Origin of the sequence: Vreelandella salicampi (genome assembly GCF_013415105.1) — a bacterium.
GTDB lineage: Bacteria > Pseudomonadota > Gammaproteobacteria > Pseudomonadales > Halomonadaceae > Vreelandella > Vreelandella salicampi.
Genome location: NZ_JACCDF010000005.1, coordinates 157,532 through 176,348, shown reverse-complemented (window position 1 = coordinate 176,348; position 18,817 = coordinate 157,532). Strand labels below are relative to the sequence as shown.

General features: G+C 50.7%; 10 protein-coding genes and 1 pseudogene. All 11 read left to right on the top strand.

Annotated elements, in window-relative coordinates; translation table 11 throughout:
• Positions 1–41 precede the first annotated feature (41 nt).
• The 11 genes and pseudogenes from HZS81_RS08000 to HZS81_RS07955 all read left to right on the top strand — a co-directional run bounded on the left by HZS81_RS08000 (position 42) and on the right by HZS81_RS07955 (position 18,776).
• Positions 42–1,526: a sigma-54 interaction domain-containing protein gene (locus HZS81_RS08000; RefSeq protein WP_179930030.1), complete on the top strand. Its 1,485-nt coding sequence runs from the start codon at positions 42–44 to the stop codon at positions 1,524–1,526.
• A 55-nt stretch (positions 1,527–1,581) separates the two neighbouring features.
• Positions 1,582–4,968 (top strand): DEAD/DEAH box helicase family protein, encoded by a 3,387-nt coding sequence (locus HZS81_RS07995; RefSeq protein ID WP_179930029.1) that lies wholly within the window; start codon positions 1,582–1,584, stop codon positions 4,966–4,968.
• 2 nt (positions 4,969–4,970) lie between these two features.
• Positions 4,971–6,836: a DNA recombination protein RmuC gene (gene rmuC, locus HZS81_RS07990; protein WP_179930028.1), complete on the top strand. Its 1,866-nt coding sequence runs from the start codon at positions 4,971–4,973 to the stop codon at positions 6,834–6,836.
• A gap of 22 nt (positions 6,837–6,858) precedes the next feature.
• Complete coding sequence (locus tag HZS81_RS07985; protein ID WP_179930027.1) at positions 6,859–8,460, top strand: type I restriction-modification system subunit M; 1,602 nt, start codon at positions 6,859–6,861, stop codon at positions 8,458–8,460.
• Positions 8,457–9,623: a restriction endonuclease subunit S gene (locus tag HZS81_RS07980; RefSeq protein ID WP_179930026.1), complete on the top strand. Its 1,167-nt coding sequence runs from the start codon at positions 8,457–8,459 to the stop codon at positions 9,621–9,623. The genes HZS81_RS07985 and HZS81_RS07980 overlap by 4 nt, the downstream gene beginning before the upstream one ends.
• A 9-nt stretch (positions 9,624–9,632) precedes the next feature.
• Entirely contained in the window at positions 9,633–11,855 is a 2,223-nt protein-coding gene (locus HZS81_RS07975) for an AAA family ATPase (protein WP_179930025.1), read from the top strand.
• Entirely contained in the window at positions 11,856–12,926 is a 1,071-nt protein-coding gene (locus tag HZS81_RS07970) for an endonuclease NucS domain-containing protein (protein WP_179930024.1), read from the top strand. It begins immediately after the preceding gene.
• Positions 12,927–13,055: 129 nt separating this feature from the next.
• A pseudogene (locus tag HZS81_RS07965) lies at positions 13,056–14,541 on the top strand (IS1182 family transposase).
• An 895-nt stretch (positions 14,542–15,436) separates the two neighbouring features.
• Complete coding sequence (yhhA, locus tag HZS81_RS18280; RefSeq protein WP_422141579.1) at positions 15,437–15,619, top strand: YhhA family cyclophane-containing RiPP; 183 nt, start codon at positions 15,437–15,439, stop codon at positions 15,617–15,619.
• A 9-nt stretch (positions 15,620–15,628) separates the two neighbouring features.
• Positions 15,629–17,806, top strand: a complete 2,178-nt coding sequence (yhhB, locus tag HZS81_RS07960) for a cyclophane-forming radical SAM/SPASM peptide maturase YhhB (protein ID WP_179930023.1) — start codon at positions 15,629–15,631, stop codon at positions 17,804–17,806.
• Positions 17,760–18,776, top strand: a complete 1,017-nt coding sequence (locus HZS81_RS07955) for a hypothetical protein (protein ID WP_179930022.1) — start codon at positions 17,760–17,762, stop codon at positions 18,774–18,776. The genes yhhB and HZS81_RS07955 overlap by 47 nt, the downstream gene beginning before the upstream one ends.
• The last annotated feature ends 41 nt before the right edge of the window (positions 18,777–18,817 follow it).

The window sequence follows — 18,817 nt, the reverse complement described above, 5'->3', positions numbered from 1 at the left end:
TCAAACAATATGACTTTCAAAAATGGAGTTAAAAATCAAGGATGTCCAAGCAATTGCACAGAACTTTAATTAGCTGGATCGGAGGCAATGATCTAAAGGCGATGGGCCATGAACCTGCTGGCCCAATATGGTCGACGCTAAAAGACATCCAATTTGACGCAGTGCATCTACTTTATGCCTATCCATACGAGCAGGTGTCACCCTATATTACTTGGCTCGAACGTCACACTGACATCGCAATTGATGCTTGCGAGGCGAGTCTTAGCTCCCCTGTCGATTTTGGGGAAATTTACTTGGCGGTGGAGCCTTACCTAGCCAAGCTCGCTTCAACTGGTACAGAAATATCCATTCTCCTAAGCCCTGGCACTCCGGCTATGCAGGCGGTCTGGATTTTATTAGGCAAAACCAAATTTTCGGCTGTTTTCTATCAATCTTCTCTCGAAAAAGGTGTAGAACGGGTAAAAATTCCTTTCGAACTTGCCGCTGAGTTTGTGCCTACGGTTTCAGATCTTTCAGATGACAAACTGAATGCTCTCATGGATTCACAGGCGCCTATCAATGCCGCATTCGATAATATTGTTACTCAGAACCCTCACATAATGTTGCTCAAACATCAGGCGCAGATTCTTGCCGAACGCAATGTGCCAATACTGCTCTATGGCGAAACAGGTACAGGCAAGGAGTTATTTGCCCGAGCGATTCATAATGCTAGCTCTCGTTCTGATAAGCCGTTTGTTGCATTAAATTGCGGTGCCATTCCAGAAGAACTGATTGATTCAACACTGTTCGGTCATAAGAAAGGAGCTTTTACAGGGGCGGTTTCTGATCGTCTTGGTGTTTTTCAGCAGGCTGATGGCGGTTCTTTGCTTCTCGATGAGTTTGGTGAGCTGTCTCCACAGTCGCAGGTTCGTCTACTCCGAGTGCTACAAGAAGGGAGAATAGTTCCAGTAGGTAGCGACAAAGATCTCTCTGTAGATGTGCGCATTATCACCGCTACACATCGGAATCTTATGGACGCGGTTGCAGACGGCTATTTTCGGGAGGACTTATTTTACCGGGTGGCCGTAGGTGTTTTGCATCTTCCACCTCTTCGTGCTCGAGAGGGGGATCTTTCGCTGCTCGCAGACATGGTGCTTAAAGCTCATGGCGATCAAGACTCCGTATTTTTCGGTAAAAAACTTTCTGCTAATGCAAAAAAAATTATTCTCCAACACTCATGGCGCGGAAACGTTAGGGAACTGCAATCAACTCTGACACGGGCAGCACTTTGGAGCTCTGGCGAAAGCATCACCGGCTCAGATATGCGCCAAGCTCTGTTTACTATGCCTGAGCGTGATCCTGGGCTTCTCAATCACGATGTGAGTCAAGGTGTTGATTTAAATGTTTTAATGGGAAGCTTGGCTGCTCATTATATAAAAAACGCTATGGCTCACACTGGCCAGAATAAGACTAAATCTGCGAGGCTCCTCGGGCTGAAGAGCCAGCAAACCTTGAGTAACTGGATCGAAAAATACGGTATTGAATAAAAATGGCACAGTCCTTGCTTTTATTACAAGGAATGGCACAAGCAGAGTCTCTTTTATGAAGTCGGTCAACTTTGAATTTCTTCGGCCAAAGTACGATGTCCTGGCAAATCTTGGTGGTTTGGCAGAGGCTGTTCTTCACGTAGACCCCGGTAGTGCTTTGACACGACTGCGAAGCTTTGCCGAGGAGATGACCAAGACCATCTACAAAGAAGAGTCTCTGCCAAGATTGCCACAGGCCAGCTTCTATGAGCTGGTCAAAAATCCGGTATTCGCGGGCTGTGTCGATAAGTCATTGATCCACCAGATTAATTTTCTCCGCGTTCAAGGCAATGATTCCGCTCATGGTGCCGAGGGTGATTTGCGTAGCGCAAAGATGGCTCTCTCAACCGCACATCAGCTGGCGGGCTACATGGCACTGACCTATTGCGGGGAGCCAAAGGAGAACCTGCCATTTCTCAAAGAGATCTCAGATCCAACCAACAGTCTTCTTCAACTGGAAAAGTCCGTTTCCAGATATGAAAAAGATCTTCAGAAGCAGCAGGAAGAGCTTCAACGAGTCATGGACGAGCTGGACCGCGAGCGCGCCAAGCAAGCAGAGGCGTTCAAGCAGCTGGCTGAACCAGAGCAGCAAGCACGTAAACAGCGAAGCCAGAAGGCGGCTGACTCCCTTCAATGGAACGAAGCCAAGACCAGAGCTCAGTTGATTGATGCGATGCTGGTAAAAGCGGGATGGGACGTTGGAAATTCTGCTCAGGTTGGCCAGGAAGTAGAGGTAAAGTTTCCCAATAATCCATCAGGGAAGGGCTATGTAGACTATGTGCTGTGGGGCGAGAATGGGCAGCCCTTGGCTCTGATTGAGGCCAAGAAGTCCGGAACGATTAACCTTCAGGCTGGTCGTGAGCAAGCTCGTTTGTATGCCAACTCTTTCGAGTACATGGGGTTCCAGCGCCCGGTTATCTTCTACAGCAATGGCTATGAAACCTTTATCTGGGACGACCACCAGTACAACGCTTATCGTCCAGTTTATGGTTTCTACAGTAAGGAGAGTCTGGAGTACCTGATTTATCAACGTCATTATCGCGCTGCCGAACTGGAGCGCTTCAATCCTGAGCTCAAGATTGCAGACCGTCCTTACCAGATCGAAGCCATCAAAACGGTAGCGGCACATTTTCAGAATCAACGGCGTAAGGCACTTCTCATCCAGGCAACCGGAACAGGCAAAACACGCGTGGCCATTGCCTTGGCAGAGCTTCTGTTGCGAACCGGTTGGGCCAAAAGGGTTCTGTTCCTGTGTGATCGCAAAGAGCTGCGTGTTCAAGCCGATGACGCATTCAAGCAAAACTTACCCAGTGAGCCGCGCTGTATCATCGGGGAAACCCGTCAGATTGATGAATCAGCACGCATCTACATCGCCACCTATCCCGGCATGATGAACCGGTTTGCTCAGCTGGATGTGGGCTTTTTTGATCTGATCATCGCCGATGAAAGCCACCGCAGTATCTACAACAAATATCGCGATCTATTCGATTACTACGATGCCTTGCAGGTTGGTCTTACTGCGACACCGGTCAAGTTCATTAGCCGCAACACCTTCGACATTTTCGATTGTGAAACCACGGATCCAACGTTCGAATTTGGGCTGGATGCGGCGATCAACAACGAACCACCCTATCTTGTGCCATTCCGCGTAAAGGATCTGACCACCGAGTTCCTTCGTGACGGTATTCACTACACCGATCTGACGCCCGAGCAACAGCAACAGCTGGAAGAGGATCTGGGCGAGGAAGAGGCCCGCAATACCAGAATTGCGGGAAAAGACATCGGTCGAAAAATCTTCAGTGAGGAGACCGATCGGGTCATTCTGGAAAACCTGATCAACAACGGTATCAAAGATGAAACCGGCTCACTGGTCGGGAAAACGATCATCTTCGCCCAGCGGCAAGACCACGCAGAACATCTCGAAAAGCTGTTCTGCAAATTGTACCCGCAGTACGGTACCAAGGTGTGCAAGGTTATCCATAACGACATTCCCCATGTAGATAGCCTGATCAAGGAGTTCAAAAAACCGGATAACGATTTCCGAATTGCCATCTCGGTAGACATGTTGGATACCGGAATCGATGTGCCTGAGATCGTTAACCTCGTCTTTGCCAAGCCCGTCAAATCCTGGGTGAAGTTCTGGCAGATGATTGGCCGAGGCACACGCTTGCGGCCAAACTTGTTTGGCCCGGGACATGACAAAACCGAATTCCTGATCTTTGACCACTACGGAAACTTCGATTTCTTTGAAGAGGAATACAAAGAGCCGGAAGACACCGGCAGCAAGTCACTCCTGCAGGCGACCTTTGAGGAGCGATTGGCCCTCGCACAAGCGGCCCTGAAGCAAAATAATGCCACAGGTTACGACGTTGGTGTGCGCCTTCTCAAAGAAGACATCAATGACCTGCCGGATGAGAGCATCGCGGTTCGCCGTAACCTGCGAGTGGTTCATCAGCTCCAGCAGACGGATCTATTGGACAAGCTGGATGCCAGAACGCAGCACCTTCTGGCTGAAACGATAGCCCCTCTTATGTCCAGCCGGGTACTCCGGGATAAGCATGCGACAGCACTGGATAAACTTATGGCAGGGATTGAGTGCTGCCTGGTGGAAAAGGCGAGCTGTTTCGAAGATGGCAAGACGGCGCTCATAGCCGAAGTCGAAAGGCTGGCGGTTAATATCCAGGCGGTTCGTCAGAAAGACAAGGTGATCGAAGAAGTAAAAAGTGCCTCTTTTTGGGCGGATCCCAGCATAGAAAAGCTGGAACGTGCCCGGCTAGAGTTGCGTGGAATAATGAAATATCGCAACTCACTCACTAGGCCGGGTATCGGAACGCCAACCACCACCACTTTAGACGGCAAGGTCCTGGCGGAAGATCGCGAGGTATACATCACTGGCGCAAACGAAGCCATGATTTACCGTCGGCGCCTGAAGGGCATCTTGGACAAGATGCTCGCAGACAACCCGATACTGCAGAAAATCCATAATGGAGAAACAATCGCTGAGTCTGATCTGAAGTCTCTGACATCTACGATCCTCACCACGAACCCCGGGGTCAGTCTCGATGTTCTGAACGAGTTTTACGGGCGCACGGCTGATCAATTGGATGTCACTGTCAGAGAGATCATTGGTCTCGATCCGCAGGCAGTAGAGGAACATTTCAAACAGTTCCTTCATGCGCACCCGACGCTGACAGCCCAACAGGTAAGATTCATGAACCTGCTGAAAAACTACATCGCCCAATATGGCTCCATCGTCGTCGAAACCCTTTACGATGCGCCATTTACCTCAGTATCCCATGAAGGAATCGACGGTGTATTCAAACCGGACGATGTGGGCGAGTTGATCACCGTGCTGAAACCTTTCCTGAAACCAGAAACTCCAGCCACAGAGCTACAGGGATAACTATGCAGACCATTCAATGGACGAACGAACTGATCGTAATTGCCAGCCTGATAGGCATCGCGCTCGCTGGGCTGGGCTTTTTAATGGCCACCGTGGTGCAAAGTCGAAAGGTTGCCAGGCTCACTACCCAGCTGGAACAGCTGCAAGGAAATCTGGAGCAAGCAGACGCCTTGAATCAAAGCTTGCAGGATTCGATGAAAGACCTGGAATCATCACTGCACGAAAAGGATTTAGCAGAAAGCCGACTGCAAGCGCAGCTGGCCGGTGCCCAATCTAATGAGCAACGCCTGACTGACGAGCTGCAAAGCCAGAAAGACGAGTTTACCTCTGTGAACGCTAAACTGGAGGAGTCTCGCCAACGCCATCATGCGACCGAGAGGCAGCTGGAAACATTCCAGGCAGACAATCGCGCCCTGCAGGAGCGTGTAGATGACCTGCGTGAACGGCTGGGGCGTGCAGAGCTGGACCTCCAAGAGGAGCGAGAGCAGATGAGCCAGCTCAAGGACAGGCTGTCAGAAGAAGGAAAGAAAGCGAAGGCCCTGGAATCGTCAGACTCGGACGCGAGAGAACAGCTCAAAGAAACCAAGGCAAACCTGTCGACACAGCAGGAAAGATATTCGGAGCTCCAGGAACGCTACCAAAGCATCAGCAGCGAACACACAGAGCTGAAAACCACTTTGGAGCGCAAGGAAGAACACTTCCAGGAGCAGATGCAGCAGCTAGGCGAGACCAAGCAGGCGCTCACCAAAGAGTTCGAGAACATAGCGAATAAAATCTTCGAGGAGAAAGGCAAAACTTTCTCTCAAACCAGCCAGAGCAGCATCGACAGCATGCTCAAGCCCTTTCGAGAGCAGATTGAAGGCTTCCAGAAGCGTATCAACGAAGTTCACGATGCGTCCCTCCGGGGCAACAGCAACCTGAACGCCGAAATCCAGAAAGTGTTGGATATTGGTCTGCAAATGAGCAAGGAAGCGACGAGCCTCACTTCCGCTCTGAAAGGGGATTCCCAGCAGCGCGGTGCCTGGGGCGAAGCCCAATTACGCCGAACCCTGGAAATGAGCGGTTTGATTGAGGATGCTCATTTCGCAGTACAGAGCAGCTTCAAGGATGATGAGGGCAAGCAGAAGCAGACCGATTACCTGATCAAACTGCCGGATGACAAGCACATCATCATCGATAGTAAAGTCTCGCTGGTGGCCTACGACCGGGCTGTATCCGCAGACACCGAAGAAGAGTACAACCTGGCGATGGCGGAACACGTGAAAGCGGTGCGTCGCCACATTGATGACTTGGCAGGTAAGGATTACACGAACCTGGTGGGTATGCGCAGTCCCAGCTTCGTGCTTATGTTCATGCCTATCGAGCCGGCTTATATTGAAGCCCTCAAGAGCAACAAGGATCTCTTCGAATACGGCTATAAGAAGAACATCGTGCTGGTGTCCCACACCACGTTGATTCCGATTCTTAGAACCGTCTCCAATCTGTGGATGATCGAACGCAGCAACGCCGAAGCCCGCGAAATCAGTGAGAAGGCTGGTGACATCTATAACCAGGTATGTACCGTGGCCGAACGCCTAAACAAGCTGGGCGGAACACTCGGTACTGCTAGCAACCATTACAACGACACGGTCAAAGCCCTGGCAGGTAAGCAAGGCCTTTATGGCAAGGTTGAGCGTTTCACCAAACTTTCAGCCAAGGTCACAAAGTCCATGCCCGCCATCGAGCCCGGCCACAGGGACTTCGAGACGGAACGCCTTTCAATGATTGTCGAAGCGATTGAAGAGCCAGAAGAGGAAGAACATCGAGCACTCGACAATCTTAAAGTCGCGACCGATGACGTCGAAACCAATCCATCAATAGAACTCTAGTCACCAACGAGAAACCGATTCAATGCTCACAGGCCAACTACGTAATGACATCGACAAGCTTTGGGAAAAGTTCTGGACAGGGGGCATTACCAACCCCCTGACCGTAATCGAGCAGATCAGCTACCTGATGTTTTCCCGAATGCTGGATATGCAGGAAGAGATGGCTGAGCGGAAGGCGGCGCGAACCGGCAAACCCTTTGATCGATTGTTCCCGGATATGCCGGAAGGCCAGCTCCTGCGCTGGAAGAACTTCCACCACATGAGCGGCAAGGAGCTGCACAGGCACCTCAAGCTCCATGTATACCCGTATTTTGCGAGCCTTGGCCAGCACTCGGAAGAAGAGGGGCTCGGAAAAGAAGGTAGCGCCGCCCAGGCACTGGGCCACATCGGCGAATACATGAAGGATGCGGACCTGGAGATCAAGAACGAATCCGTGCTCGTCTCCGCCGTGGAAATGGTCAACAACCTGCCGCTCACCCAGAGCGACGTAAAAGGGGATATCTACGAATACCTGCTGAGTAAACTGACCACGGCGGGTATTAACGGCCAGTTCCGCACACCGCGCCATATTATCGATGCGATGATCGAACTGATCGATCCTCAGCCCACCGACGTGATCTGCGATCCCTCCTGCGGCACCGCCGGGTTCCTGGCACGGACCATGGAGTACCTGAACAAAAAGCATTCTAGTGAAGTCGGCACATTTACCGATGAGGAAGGCAACCTCCACTACAGCGGCGACCTACTCGAACCTTATCGGGACCACATCAACAAACAGATGTTCTGGGGCTTCGATTTCGATACCACCATGCTGAGAGTCTCCAGCATGAACATGATGCTCCACGGCGTAAACGGCGCCAACATCCTCTACCAGGACAGCCTCAACAAATCTATTAAAGAGCATTACCCGGAGCAGGAAGAAGACTTCTTCGATGTCATCCTCGCCAACCCCCCATTCAAGGGCAGCCTGGATGAAACCAACACCAATCCGGATGTGCTGGGCCTGGTGAAAACCAAGAAGACCGAGCTGCTGTTCGTGGCGCACATACTCCGAGGCCTGAAGCTCGGTGGCCGTGCCGCCGTAATTGTGCCGGACGGCGTTTTGTTTGGTTCCTCCAAGGCACATCAACAACTGCGCAAGGAACTGATCGAAAACAACCAGCTGGAAGGCATCGTCAGCCTGCCCAGTGGTGTTTTCAAACCCTACGCGGGCGTGAGTACGGCAATCGTGATTTTAACCAAAGGCGGCACTACGGATCGAGTCTGGTTCTATGATCTGCAAGCCGACGGTTTCAGCCTCGATGACAAGCGGTCCGAGATGCAAGGCGAGGGTAGCAATGACCTGCCGGATGCCATCGCCCAGTGGAAGCAATACCGCCAGTTGGTGGAAGTGAATGCCTGTGCAGAAACTATCAATCAAACCTTTGGCGACAGGGCCCAAAAGGCGTTTGTGGTAAACGCCTCCGACATCGCCAGCAACAAATACGACCTCTCCATCAATCGCTATAAGGAAGTGGTGTATGAAGAAGAGGAGTACGAAGATCCGAAGGTGATTCTGCAGCGGCTTATAGGGCTAGAGAAGGAAATCTTGACTGATCTGGATGAGCTGGAGGGGATGCTGTGAGTTGGCCGTTGGTGAAGTTAGGCGACGTCGCGCCAGCAAAGGCTAGCAAGCACACTTTTTCTGAAACTGGGAATGTGTGGGCTCTCAATTTGGACCAGGTGGAGTCTGGCACAGGAGAAGTTCTCCAGAAAGTTGTCGCTCCAAAGGCTGAGGTAGGATCTTCAACGCACGGGTTTGATGACAGGCATGTGCTTTATTCAAAGCTGCGGCCATATTTAAATAAGGTGGTATTACCTAATGAAACAGGGGTTGCGACGACCGAACTAGTCCCAATGTTGCCAGATGCTGAGCGACTTGATCGTAAGTACCTAGCCTACTACTTGCGCTCAAAGAGTTTTGTCAGTTGGGTGAGCGCACAAGTTGCGGGGGCGAAGATGCCGCGCGTGTCCATGAAGGTTTTTTGGGATCATGAGATACCGCTTCCTCCATTGGCAGAACAAAAACGCATCGCCACCATCCTCGACAAAGCCGACGCCATCCGCCGCAAACGCCAGCAAACCATCCAGCTCGCCGATGAATTTCTTCGGGCTGTGTTTCTGGATATGTTTGGTGATCCGGTGACTAACCCTAAGGGGTGGGATGAGACAGTTCTTCAGGATGTCGCCAATATTCGTTCAGGTGTGACAAAAGGTAAGAAGATAGACCCATCAACGGCGGTGACCTTGCCGTATATGCGAGTAGCCAATGTTCAGGATGGTTACATTTCGCTGGATGATATTCAGGAAATAACTGTATCACCCTCGGATGCTGAGAAGTGTAAGTTAATGGCAGGTGATATTCTTCTTACCGAAGGTGGTGACCCAGATAAACTGGGACGCGGTCATGTGTGGAATGATGAAATCAAAAGCTGCATTCATCAAAACCATATTTTTTCGGTGCGAATAAAAGACCAGGGAATTATCCGACCCGAGTTTTTAAGTGCTCAGATTGCATCGCAAAGAGGGAAGCGTTATTTCCTCAGAGTTGGAAAGCAAACGACCGGAATAGCCACCATAAATAAAACGGCGCTAACTGGGTTTGAGCCCTTAGTTCCACCTGTTGAGTTGCAAGATAGATACATTAAAATATCAAAAACTGTTAGTTATTTAAAAGAAAAAGCACACGTAGAAAATGATGACTTATTTTCCTCATTAAGCCAGAAAGCCTTTAACGGCGAAAGCTAAGGAGCGAACATGATCGGCGAAATAAAAATAAATCCACCGGTAGCGACTTATTCGCATCCGGCAACGCTCAGCGACCTTCGCCGCATCAACTTCATCTTCGGGGCCAATGGTACCGGAAAGACCACTATCAGCCGAGTGATTTCGCAAGCCGATGGGCATAATCACTGCGAGCTCGTGTGGCAAGGCGGTAATCCGCAAGAGGTCATGATCTATAACCGTGATTTCGTTGATCGAAACTTCAATCAGGATCACCCGTTGCAGGGCGTTTTCACACTTGGTGAGAACCAAGTTGATGCAGAGAGAGAAATTGCTCGTTTGCAGCCGGAAATTGAAAAAATTGACCGTAAAATAACCAATATTAACCTTCAGCTCGATGGAGAAGACGGTCAGTCGGGTAAACGTAAAGAGCTTGGCGATCTCGAACTTGAGTTACGGGACAGATGCTGGAAGCAGAAACAACTTCACGATGATACCTTCCAGGAAGCATTCGTCGGCGTGCGAAACAAAGCGGAAAGCTTCAAGCAGAGGGTTCTGCAAGAAGCCTCTTCTAATGACTCTGAGTTGCTTTCGCTCGACGAGCTGAAAGAGAAAGCTCACACGGTCTTTTCAGAGGGTCTTGAGAGGGTACCGACACTTCCGACGCTGACGGCCAGTACTCTCGTCGAATCGGAATCCCATGAACTATTGCAAAAGGCGATCATTGGCAATCAGGACATAGATATTGCTGCGTTGATTGATCGTCTCGGAAATAGCGATTGGGTGAAACAAGGTTTGAAGTATCACGAACAAACCCCGGAAACCTGCCCTTTTTGCCAGCAGCCGACGGATGACCACTTTTCAGAGAGCCTGAAGTCGTTCTTTAGCAAAGCCTATGATGATGACATACAGACCTTAACCAAGCTTCAGACCCAATATCACCGGGAAAGCGAGCAATTGGTTGCTGAGACTCGGCGCATTGCCGAGGGGAATAATCTTTTTCTGAACACAGAACTGTTCAACGCTGAAGCGGAAGCTTTCTCTGAAAGGCTGAAGCGAAATTGTTCGCTTCTTGAGCATAAGTTGGCGGAGCCAAGCCGAAGAGTGGAGCTGGAGCCAATAACAACATTGCTTGAAAAACTGCAGGAGATGGTTTCGGCGGCAAATGAGGCGACCACAAGCCACAACCAGACAGTGGCGAACATCGCGACTGAGAAACAGATCTTAACCTCTCAGGTGTGGCGTTTCATGGTCAATGAACTGGCCGACGATCTGTCCCTCTATCAACAGAGGAAAAATGAGTTTAGCCAAGCGATTCCCGGCATGGAGGAAAGCCTAAGGGGATGGCGGCAAAAGCGAGGGGAACTCAAGGAGCAGATTAAAGAGCTGGAGAGGCAGACCACATCGATCCAGCCGACCATCGCTGCGATCAATGATCTGTTGCAGCGATTTGGTTTTCATTCGTTTCAGCTAGGCGAATCTAGTGATGGCCGTCATTATCGAATTGCCCGCGAAAATGGTGAAGACGCCAGCCGCTCGTTGAGTGAGGGCGAAAAGACCTTTATCACGTTCCTCTATTTCTACCATCTGATCAAAGGCGCTCAAACTCCCTCAGGGATAACCTCAAACAGGGTTGTGGTATTCGATGACCCCATATCCTCATTAGACAGCGATATCCTTTACCTCGTCAGCAGCCTTATCAAGGGAGTCATGGAGGAAGTCAGAAGCGAAGCAGGCCAGATCAAGCAGGTGTTCTTGCTTACGCACAACGTTTACTTCCACAAAGAGATCACCTTCAACCAAAAAAGGCCGTCAGACCGAGCGCTAAATGAGGAGAGCTTTTGGTTTGTGAAGAAGCTGCAGTATGGCTCTGTTGTTGAACGTTGTGATGAGAATCCCGTTCGCTCTGCTTATGAGCTGCTTTGGGAGGATGTTAAGTTTGCGAACCTATCGAGCATAAGCCTTCAAAATACATTGCGCCGGATCCTTGAGAATTACTTCACCATGTGGGGAGGCATGAGTAAAGACGAAATCTGTGCGCTTTTTGATGGGCGAGACAAGTTGATTTGTCAGTCGCTGTTTTCCTGGGTCAATGATGGTTCTCACTCGATTCATGATGACCTTTACATTCATCATGGTGACCAGAGGAACGAAGCTTATCTGCGGGTATTCCGGGACATTTTTGACAAGGCTGGCCAGTTGGGCCACTACGAGATGATGGTAGGTGAGCAACCGGCGTTGGCGGAGGAAACGTAAATGGCTGTCCAGCATGGTATCTGGAAGATCGGTGAAAAGCCCCAGACTTTGTCAACGGTGAAGCTGGAAAGCGAGTCGCTACTCGAAGAGCAAATCACCAAGGATATCTCCATCCTCAGCGACCACTGGCTGTTGATTGGTCGCCAAGTGTACACCGACTTCGGGAAGTACATCGATTTGCTGGCGATCGATGCGACCGGCTCCATCATCATAATCGAGCTTAAGAAGCACAAAACGCCTCGAGACGTAGTTGCTCAAACCATCGATTACGCCGCCTGGGTCGAGAAACTTTCCTCAGAAAAGTTCGTCCAGATCTACGCGGAGTTTGCCGAGAGACACGGCCTTCCGGAAAAAACCTTCGATCAGGCATTCAAAGCCAGATTTGGGGTGGCACCGGTAGAGGGTGAGATCAACAGCTCCCACCAGATGGTGATTGTTGCCGCTGAACTTGATGCGAGCACCGAACGCATCATCAACTACCTCAACGATAAAGCCAGTGTTGCGGTCAACGCCGTGTTCTTTTCCGTGTTTCGGGATGGAGAGAGCCTGTATCTCAGCCGGTCATGGATGATTGACCCTGTCGAGACGGAAGAGCGCGCATTCAACACTGGGCAACGGGGTGAGTGGAACGGCGAGTTTTATGTCAGCTTTGGTACCTACCCAGATGGACGAAGTTGGCAGGATGCAGCGGAATACGGGTTTATATCTGCCGGGGGTGGACGTTGGTATAGCAGAACCGTGTTTATGCTGAAGCCGGGTGATCGAGTCTGGGTGAACATTCCAGGCACCGGGTACGTGGGTGTCGGAAAAGTCTCCGGTTACCCGATGGTGGCGGACGAATTCATCACTGACGATATGAATATGCAGGGCGGATACAACCTGGCTTCAGAGTGCGGCGAGGATGAGGCGGAGTATTTTGTGCCGGTAAACTGGCTTCATCAGGTTCCAGCTGCCAGCGCAATCAATGAAGTCGGTCTTTTCGGCAACCAGAACTCAGTGGCCAGGCCGCGCACGCCAAAATGGGAACACACCGTTAACCGGCTTAAGGAGCTATGGCATATCTCGGACTAAGGATCTGGGTGATAGACCACCTCATGATAGCCTCGTGTGGGGTATATGCCTAGATTACCGCTATCGACCGAGGCTGTGTGAAAACGTGTTGGCCGCTATACTTTGACCAGGTCCGATGAGGAAATGGCGATGAAGCGATTCGTGGTAGGCGAGGCCCGAGACCAAAGCACCTTGTTCCCTGCGCTTTTGGACGACTTCATCGCAGACGATAACCCTGTCCGTGCCATAGAGGCATTCGTAGAAGGTTTCGACCTCAGAGAACTTGGTTTCAAGGGCGTCGATCCGCATGCAACAGGTAGGCCCGCCTATCATCCCGCTGTACTCCTGAAACTCTATATCTATGGCTACCTTAATCGCATCCAGTCGAGTCGCCGCTTAGAGCGCGAGACGCAGCGCAATGTCGAGCTGATGTGGCTGACAGAGCGCCTGACACCGGATTTCAAGACGATTGCAGACTTCAGAAAGGACAATGGCGATGCCATCCGCCGTGTGTGTCGAGAGTTCATCGTGTGTTCGGCGTCAACTATCTTGTCCGACCGGTCACCCTAATTGTCGCCGAACAATCGTGCTTTGCCGGCGACTGGAGCTGTTCTCCCAAGCCATCGTGGGCATCGATGGCAGCAAGTTCAAAGCCGTCAACAACCGCAATCGCAATTTCACAGCGACCAAGGTGAAGCGTCGCCTTGAAGAAAGCTTTAATAGGTACCTTGGTCAACTAGACACAGCCGACCACGCGGAGCCCGCCTTGGCCAAGGCCAAGACGGAACACCTGAAAGAGAAAATTATAAAGCTCAGGGAAGAAACGGCTCGATTACAAACAGTTGAGGAACAGCGGCTGCAATCTCCCGACCAGCAAGTATCTTTGACGGATCCAGATGCCAGGGCGATGGCCACCAGTGGTAGAGGCACCGGGACGGTAGGTTATAACGTGCAGACAGCGGTCGATAGCCAGCACCATTTAATTGTGGCCCATGAGGTGACCAATATTGGTCATGATCGGGGGCAGCTCTTCAACATGGCGAAGCAAGCGCGTGAAGCCACTGGCATCAAGGAACTTAAGGTCGTAGCTGACAGAGGCTACTTCAAGCGGGAAGAAATTCTCGCCTGCCATAAAGAAGGGATAACGACCTACCTGCCGAAGCCGATGACATCTCCAAACCAGGCCAAGGGCTTTTACCCAAGAGACGCATTCCGGTACTTGCCTGAAAGTAATGAATATTCTTGTCCCGCTGGTCAGCGGCTCCTATGGCGATATGAAACGATAGAAAAGGGAATGAAGCTGCATACTTACTGGAGCTCGGCATGTGCAAGCTGCGCTATGAAAGAAAAATGCACGACTGGCAAGCAGCGACGGATCAGACGTTGGGAGCATGAAGATGTGCTTGAATCTGCACAGTCACGTCTCGATTGGAATCCAGAGATGATGCGCCTAAGGCGACAAACGGTGGAGCATCCATTCGGCACGCTAAAGGCGTGGATGGGTGCGACACATTTCGCGACAAAGCGTTTTAGAAATGTGAGCACGGAAATGAGTCTTCATGTGTTGGCGTACAACCTGAATCGCGTCATAAAGATCCTGGGCGTCAATGCGTTGATGAGGGCTGCGAGGGCGTAACAGCCCTTTTTTCTCTGTATTCTAGGGCCGTGATTGCGAATGTAGTGGGTTCCTGATGATTCCATCATTTCCATATGTCACAACAGCAGCGGTCGGCGATTATCGTAGCAATGGCTCAGATGGGGCCAACGGGCAGTTGAAGGGGAAGATTCTTGTGTCATACCAGATTTTTTCTGTTTTCACACGGCCAGGGCCGAGGCCGTGTGAAAACGTTAGACGAGTCCCGAGCCGGCCAAAAATTGATCAAAAATGGCGCTCTCTCGCTTATTCTGAGGCTTCTGCGTAATAAAACTTCTCTAGTTTTCGCGTACGGCAACTATATTCTGTATCGCCCGGGAGTTTTCACACAGCCTCGACCCAAAGCGGACATGTCGGGAAATGCAGATGGAGGTGCGAACTTTTGGATATTAAGTCTAATTAAAATTAATAGCTTTTATCTATCATAGGTTTAGAGTAGTTTTTCCTGGCTGCATTAGCCGGATAAAAGTGCCGGCACGCTCATCCGATCATAGGACCAACTGTCTAATACGCTGTTATATTACGGGCTGCAGGGGTGTCATTCAGCAGTAGACTCAAACAGGTTATCAGGCAAAAGTTTAAACCATTCCAAGGTGTAAGGAGATTTCAGTAGAAACGTGCATGACATGAACCACCTCCGGTTGGAGGCCAAAGAATGGCTTAAATCATGCTCACCATGTGCTAAGGTTAGTTAACGGTAGGCGCAGACCCGGGGCGGACCCCTGTGCCTACAAAAGCAAGCGCGATTTAGATCCACCGATAAATCGCCGCGCTGCGGCGAAGGCATATCCGATTGTTCTGAAGTGAGGAAACGGAAACTTGAATTTTGCATGGGTTTTCAGCGATATTGGTACTTTATTATGACAAGGAGTAAGTAATGCCATCCGCAAAACATAAGATCGAAGAGTCGACCTCGTCGGCAATCCGTTCCAGTCTAGCTAAAGGCCAAAGCACCAACGCTGCCATTCAGCGCTTGCGTTCGCGCGTTTTGGCTGAGTCCGAGTCAAGCCAAGTCATTACTAGCTATGATCGCATGCATCATAAACATAATCGTTCTTGAGTAACTCACATGGATGTTGCGAAATTTTCCTCATTTCTTGTCAAGGTTACATCAAGATGCAATCTTGATTGCGATTATTGCTATGTATACCATCACGCCGATCAAAGCTGGCGTTCGCTTCCGAAGCTTCTATCCATTAAGCATCTTAAATTTTTCGCAAAGCGACTAGAAGACTACACCAAAGAAAGCAATTTAAAGCATTGTACAGTGGTTTTTCACGGTGGCGAACCACTTCTGGCCGGTGCCCAGAAGCTAGCAGATTTTTCAGAAATTTTGCGTAGTGTCTGTAGCATTCCTGTGGATATAAGCTTGCAAACCAATGGGTTGCTTCTCGACGAACAGGCTTTAACAATTCTTGCTGATGCAGATATCAGTATCTCATTGAGTCTCGATGGTCCGAAAACTGCTAATGATAAGCACAGGCTAACCCGAAAAGGACAATCCAGCTTCGATAAAACTGAAAAAGCACTCAAACTTCTTCAGAACCATCCTGAAGCATTTACCGGTGTTATTGCCGTCATCGACGCTTCGACCAGCCCTGATGAGCTCTTTGAATACTTCGATAGATTTCAAATACCACGCTTGGATTTCCTCCTACCTGATGCGAACTGGTTTCGCCAACCTCCAGGACGTAATCAAGATCCTGGGCTTTACGAGCAGTGGCTGGTTAAAGCCTTCGACGTCTGGCTCGATCGCTACGCACACATCCCACTACGTACGTTTGAAGCACTCCTAGATGTGTGTGCAGGATTACCGTCGTCAACTGATGCTTTCGGCTTCGGGGACGTAAGTCTGTTGTCGATAGAAACCGACGGAAGCTACCACGATCTCGATGTTTTGAAAATTACCCAAGAGGGCGCCACGCGTCTATTTGGGAATGTTTTAGATACCCCGATCGCAGACGTGGCGTGTTCAGCCCCCATCCAGAAGCATAGGGAGTATCTGAGTAAGGATGGGCTGTCGGTTACCTGTCAGTCTTGCGAGATTGTAGAAATCTGTGGAGGAGGTTCACTTCCTCATAGGTTCGGAGAAAATGGCTTCGTCAATCCGACCGTTTACTGCAATGAAATGAAGCGATTAATCGGTCATATCAGTGACCGTTTGCAGGAACATCTGGATGACATATCAGATGAGAGCGACGTAGAGCCTCTACCGGAAGAATTCGATCTGGCCTGCTATGAACGAGCCGAGATGTCTGCAGCATCAATGACCTGGTTAGCTAACAGCGCTGAGATTGATGCTGTCACCCACCTGCGCAGCGCATTGAGCTTACTTCCTGGCAACGAACAGGCACTGCGACTGGCGTCGTTGCCAGAAGCGCTATTCAGCTGGATAGCCCTACATCCAGGTACGATTGCTTGGTCAAGCGCCCTGATTGCCCAGCAGTGCGGCCAAACCCTGTCTGCAGTTGATGGAAGCGCTATAGACGTCAGCCCAGCTTATCTTGACCTTCTGGTCGAGCTGGCCGATTCATTCGATGATGATCAATCCTTTGACGTGGGGCGCGATGATCAGTGGCTCAGGGCTCCCTTTGGTGGTGCCATATTTTTCGAGGGAGCTGAGCTGACCTTTGAAGGCCGGGCACTGGTCAATAGCGCCATGGCGATTGTACGAGATTGGCGGCCGGCTCTCGCCGAAGAAATGATGGATGTATGCAGAGCCGTCCAGTTCGTTCGTGACCCGGCCGCGGATCCCAGCAAGATCGTGTCGTTCAGTGACAACTCAGTACCAGGCGCCTTGTATGTGTCGATCTCACAGGGCGATTATTTAATCGACCCCTATGACCTCGCAGACTCACTCATCCATGAGCATCGCCATCAGAAGCTGTATCTGTTAGAGCGCCACGCGCCCACCATTGAGAGAACAGCCGCTCAAGTCGTTTCACCTTGGCGCGAAGACTTACGGCCGCCGTCTGGATTACTTCATGCAGTCTTCGTATTCGTAGAACTGAGGCGGTTCTGGATGCATGTTCGTGACCGAGGCCCAGCCAATATGAAATCGCGTGCCGTCAACCAGATCGCTGATACAGACAGCAATTTGAAGAAGGCGTTTGCCACACTTAGAGGCTGTCCTCTAACGGACGTTGGCCAGACGCTTGTAATGTTGCTAAGGCGCGCTGCCGTAGAAGGGAAAAAATCAGATGAGCATGTTACCCATTTTGCTCCCAATCTCCCGGTTATCTACTGATCCCCATCAACGGCACGCACAGCTGCGAGATTATTTTTGCGATAAAGATGCAGTAGCTTGTGTTCAGGGTAATCAATGGTTGTTGGAGCTGGGCTGGTCAAACGAAGCTGAACGTTATGTGGATCCTCGCCTCGATGAGGGCTTGGCGTGGTGGGGGCTTGTAGAATATAGAGAAATTGCGATCGCCCGGAAGCGACGGGGCCGATTGTTACTGACACTCAACGATACATGGACGCTGGAAAGCTGGAGCCAATGGCTGCAGAAGCAACCCGGACGATCGCATGCGGATGTTGTGGTACTGCATGTTGATGATCATAAAGATGTTGGTTCGCCACGACTTTTCCAACAGGGAGAAGGATGGTGCGACCCAATCTCCGGAAAAGTGGTGGCACTGGATCAGCCTGACTCCGTGACGCAGGCGATTGAGAGTGGCGCTTTGGGAATGGGTAGTTTCCTAACTCCTTTTCTGCATTTTGCCCCGGGCGCCGATGTAAGGCACCTGTGCCAAGCCCCTAAGTGTGTCACTACAGTGGATTCAGTGGTTAAGCCTGTCTGGATAAACGACACACTACTGGTACCTTCGATGCAGCGTCCGGCAATCAAGCTGGTACAAGATGCAACCGGCGTAGGTCCAGGGCGTTATCGCTTCACCAATGACTTGGAAACGTGGCTTGAGGACGTTGCCCTCTGTGGCAAAGACATCTTACTTCACATCGACATGGACTACTTCTGTAACCGGTATGACGGAGACAGCGATTTTATCGAAAATCCGGGCCCCCTCGATATACCCCTTGAGCGTGTCCTAGCCCGTATCGATAAGTTATCAGCCGCATTGCAGCGACATCAGTTAATTGAGCGCCTTGTCGATATCACTATCGCCTTTTCGCCGGGCTTTTTCCCAGCAGAGTACTGGGCTCCCACCTGTGATCGCTTGTTAATCGGCTTGGGAGAGGTGCCGTGGCACGATTGATCAAGACTAGCAAAAGGCGGGCTCAGCGCACGAAGACACCG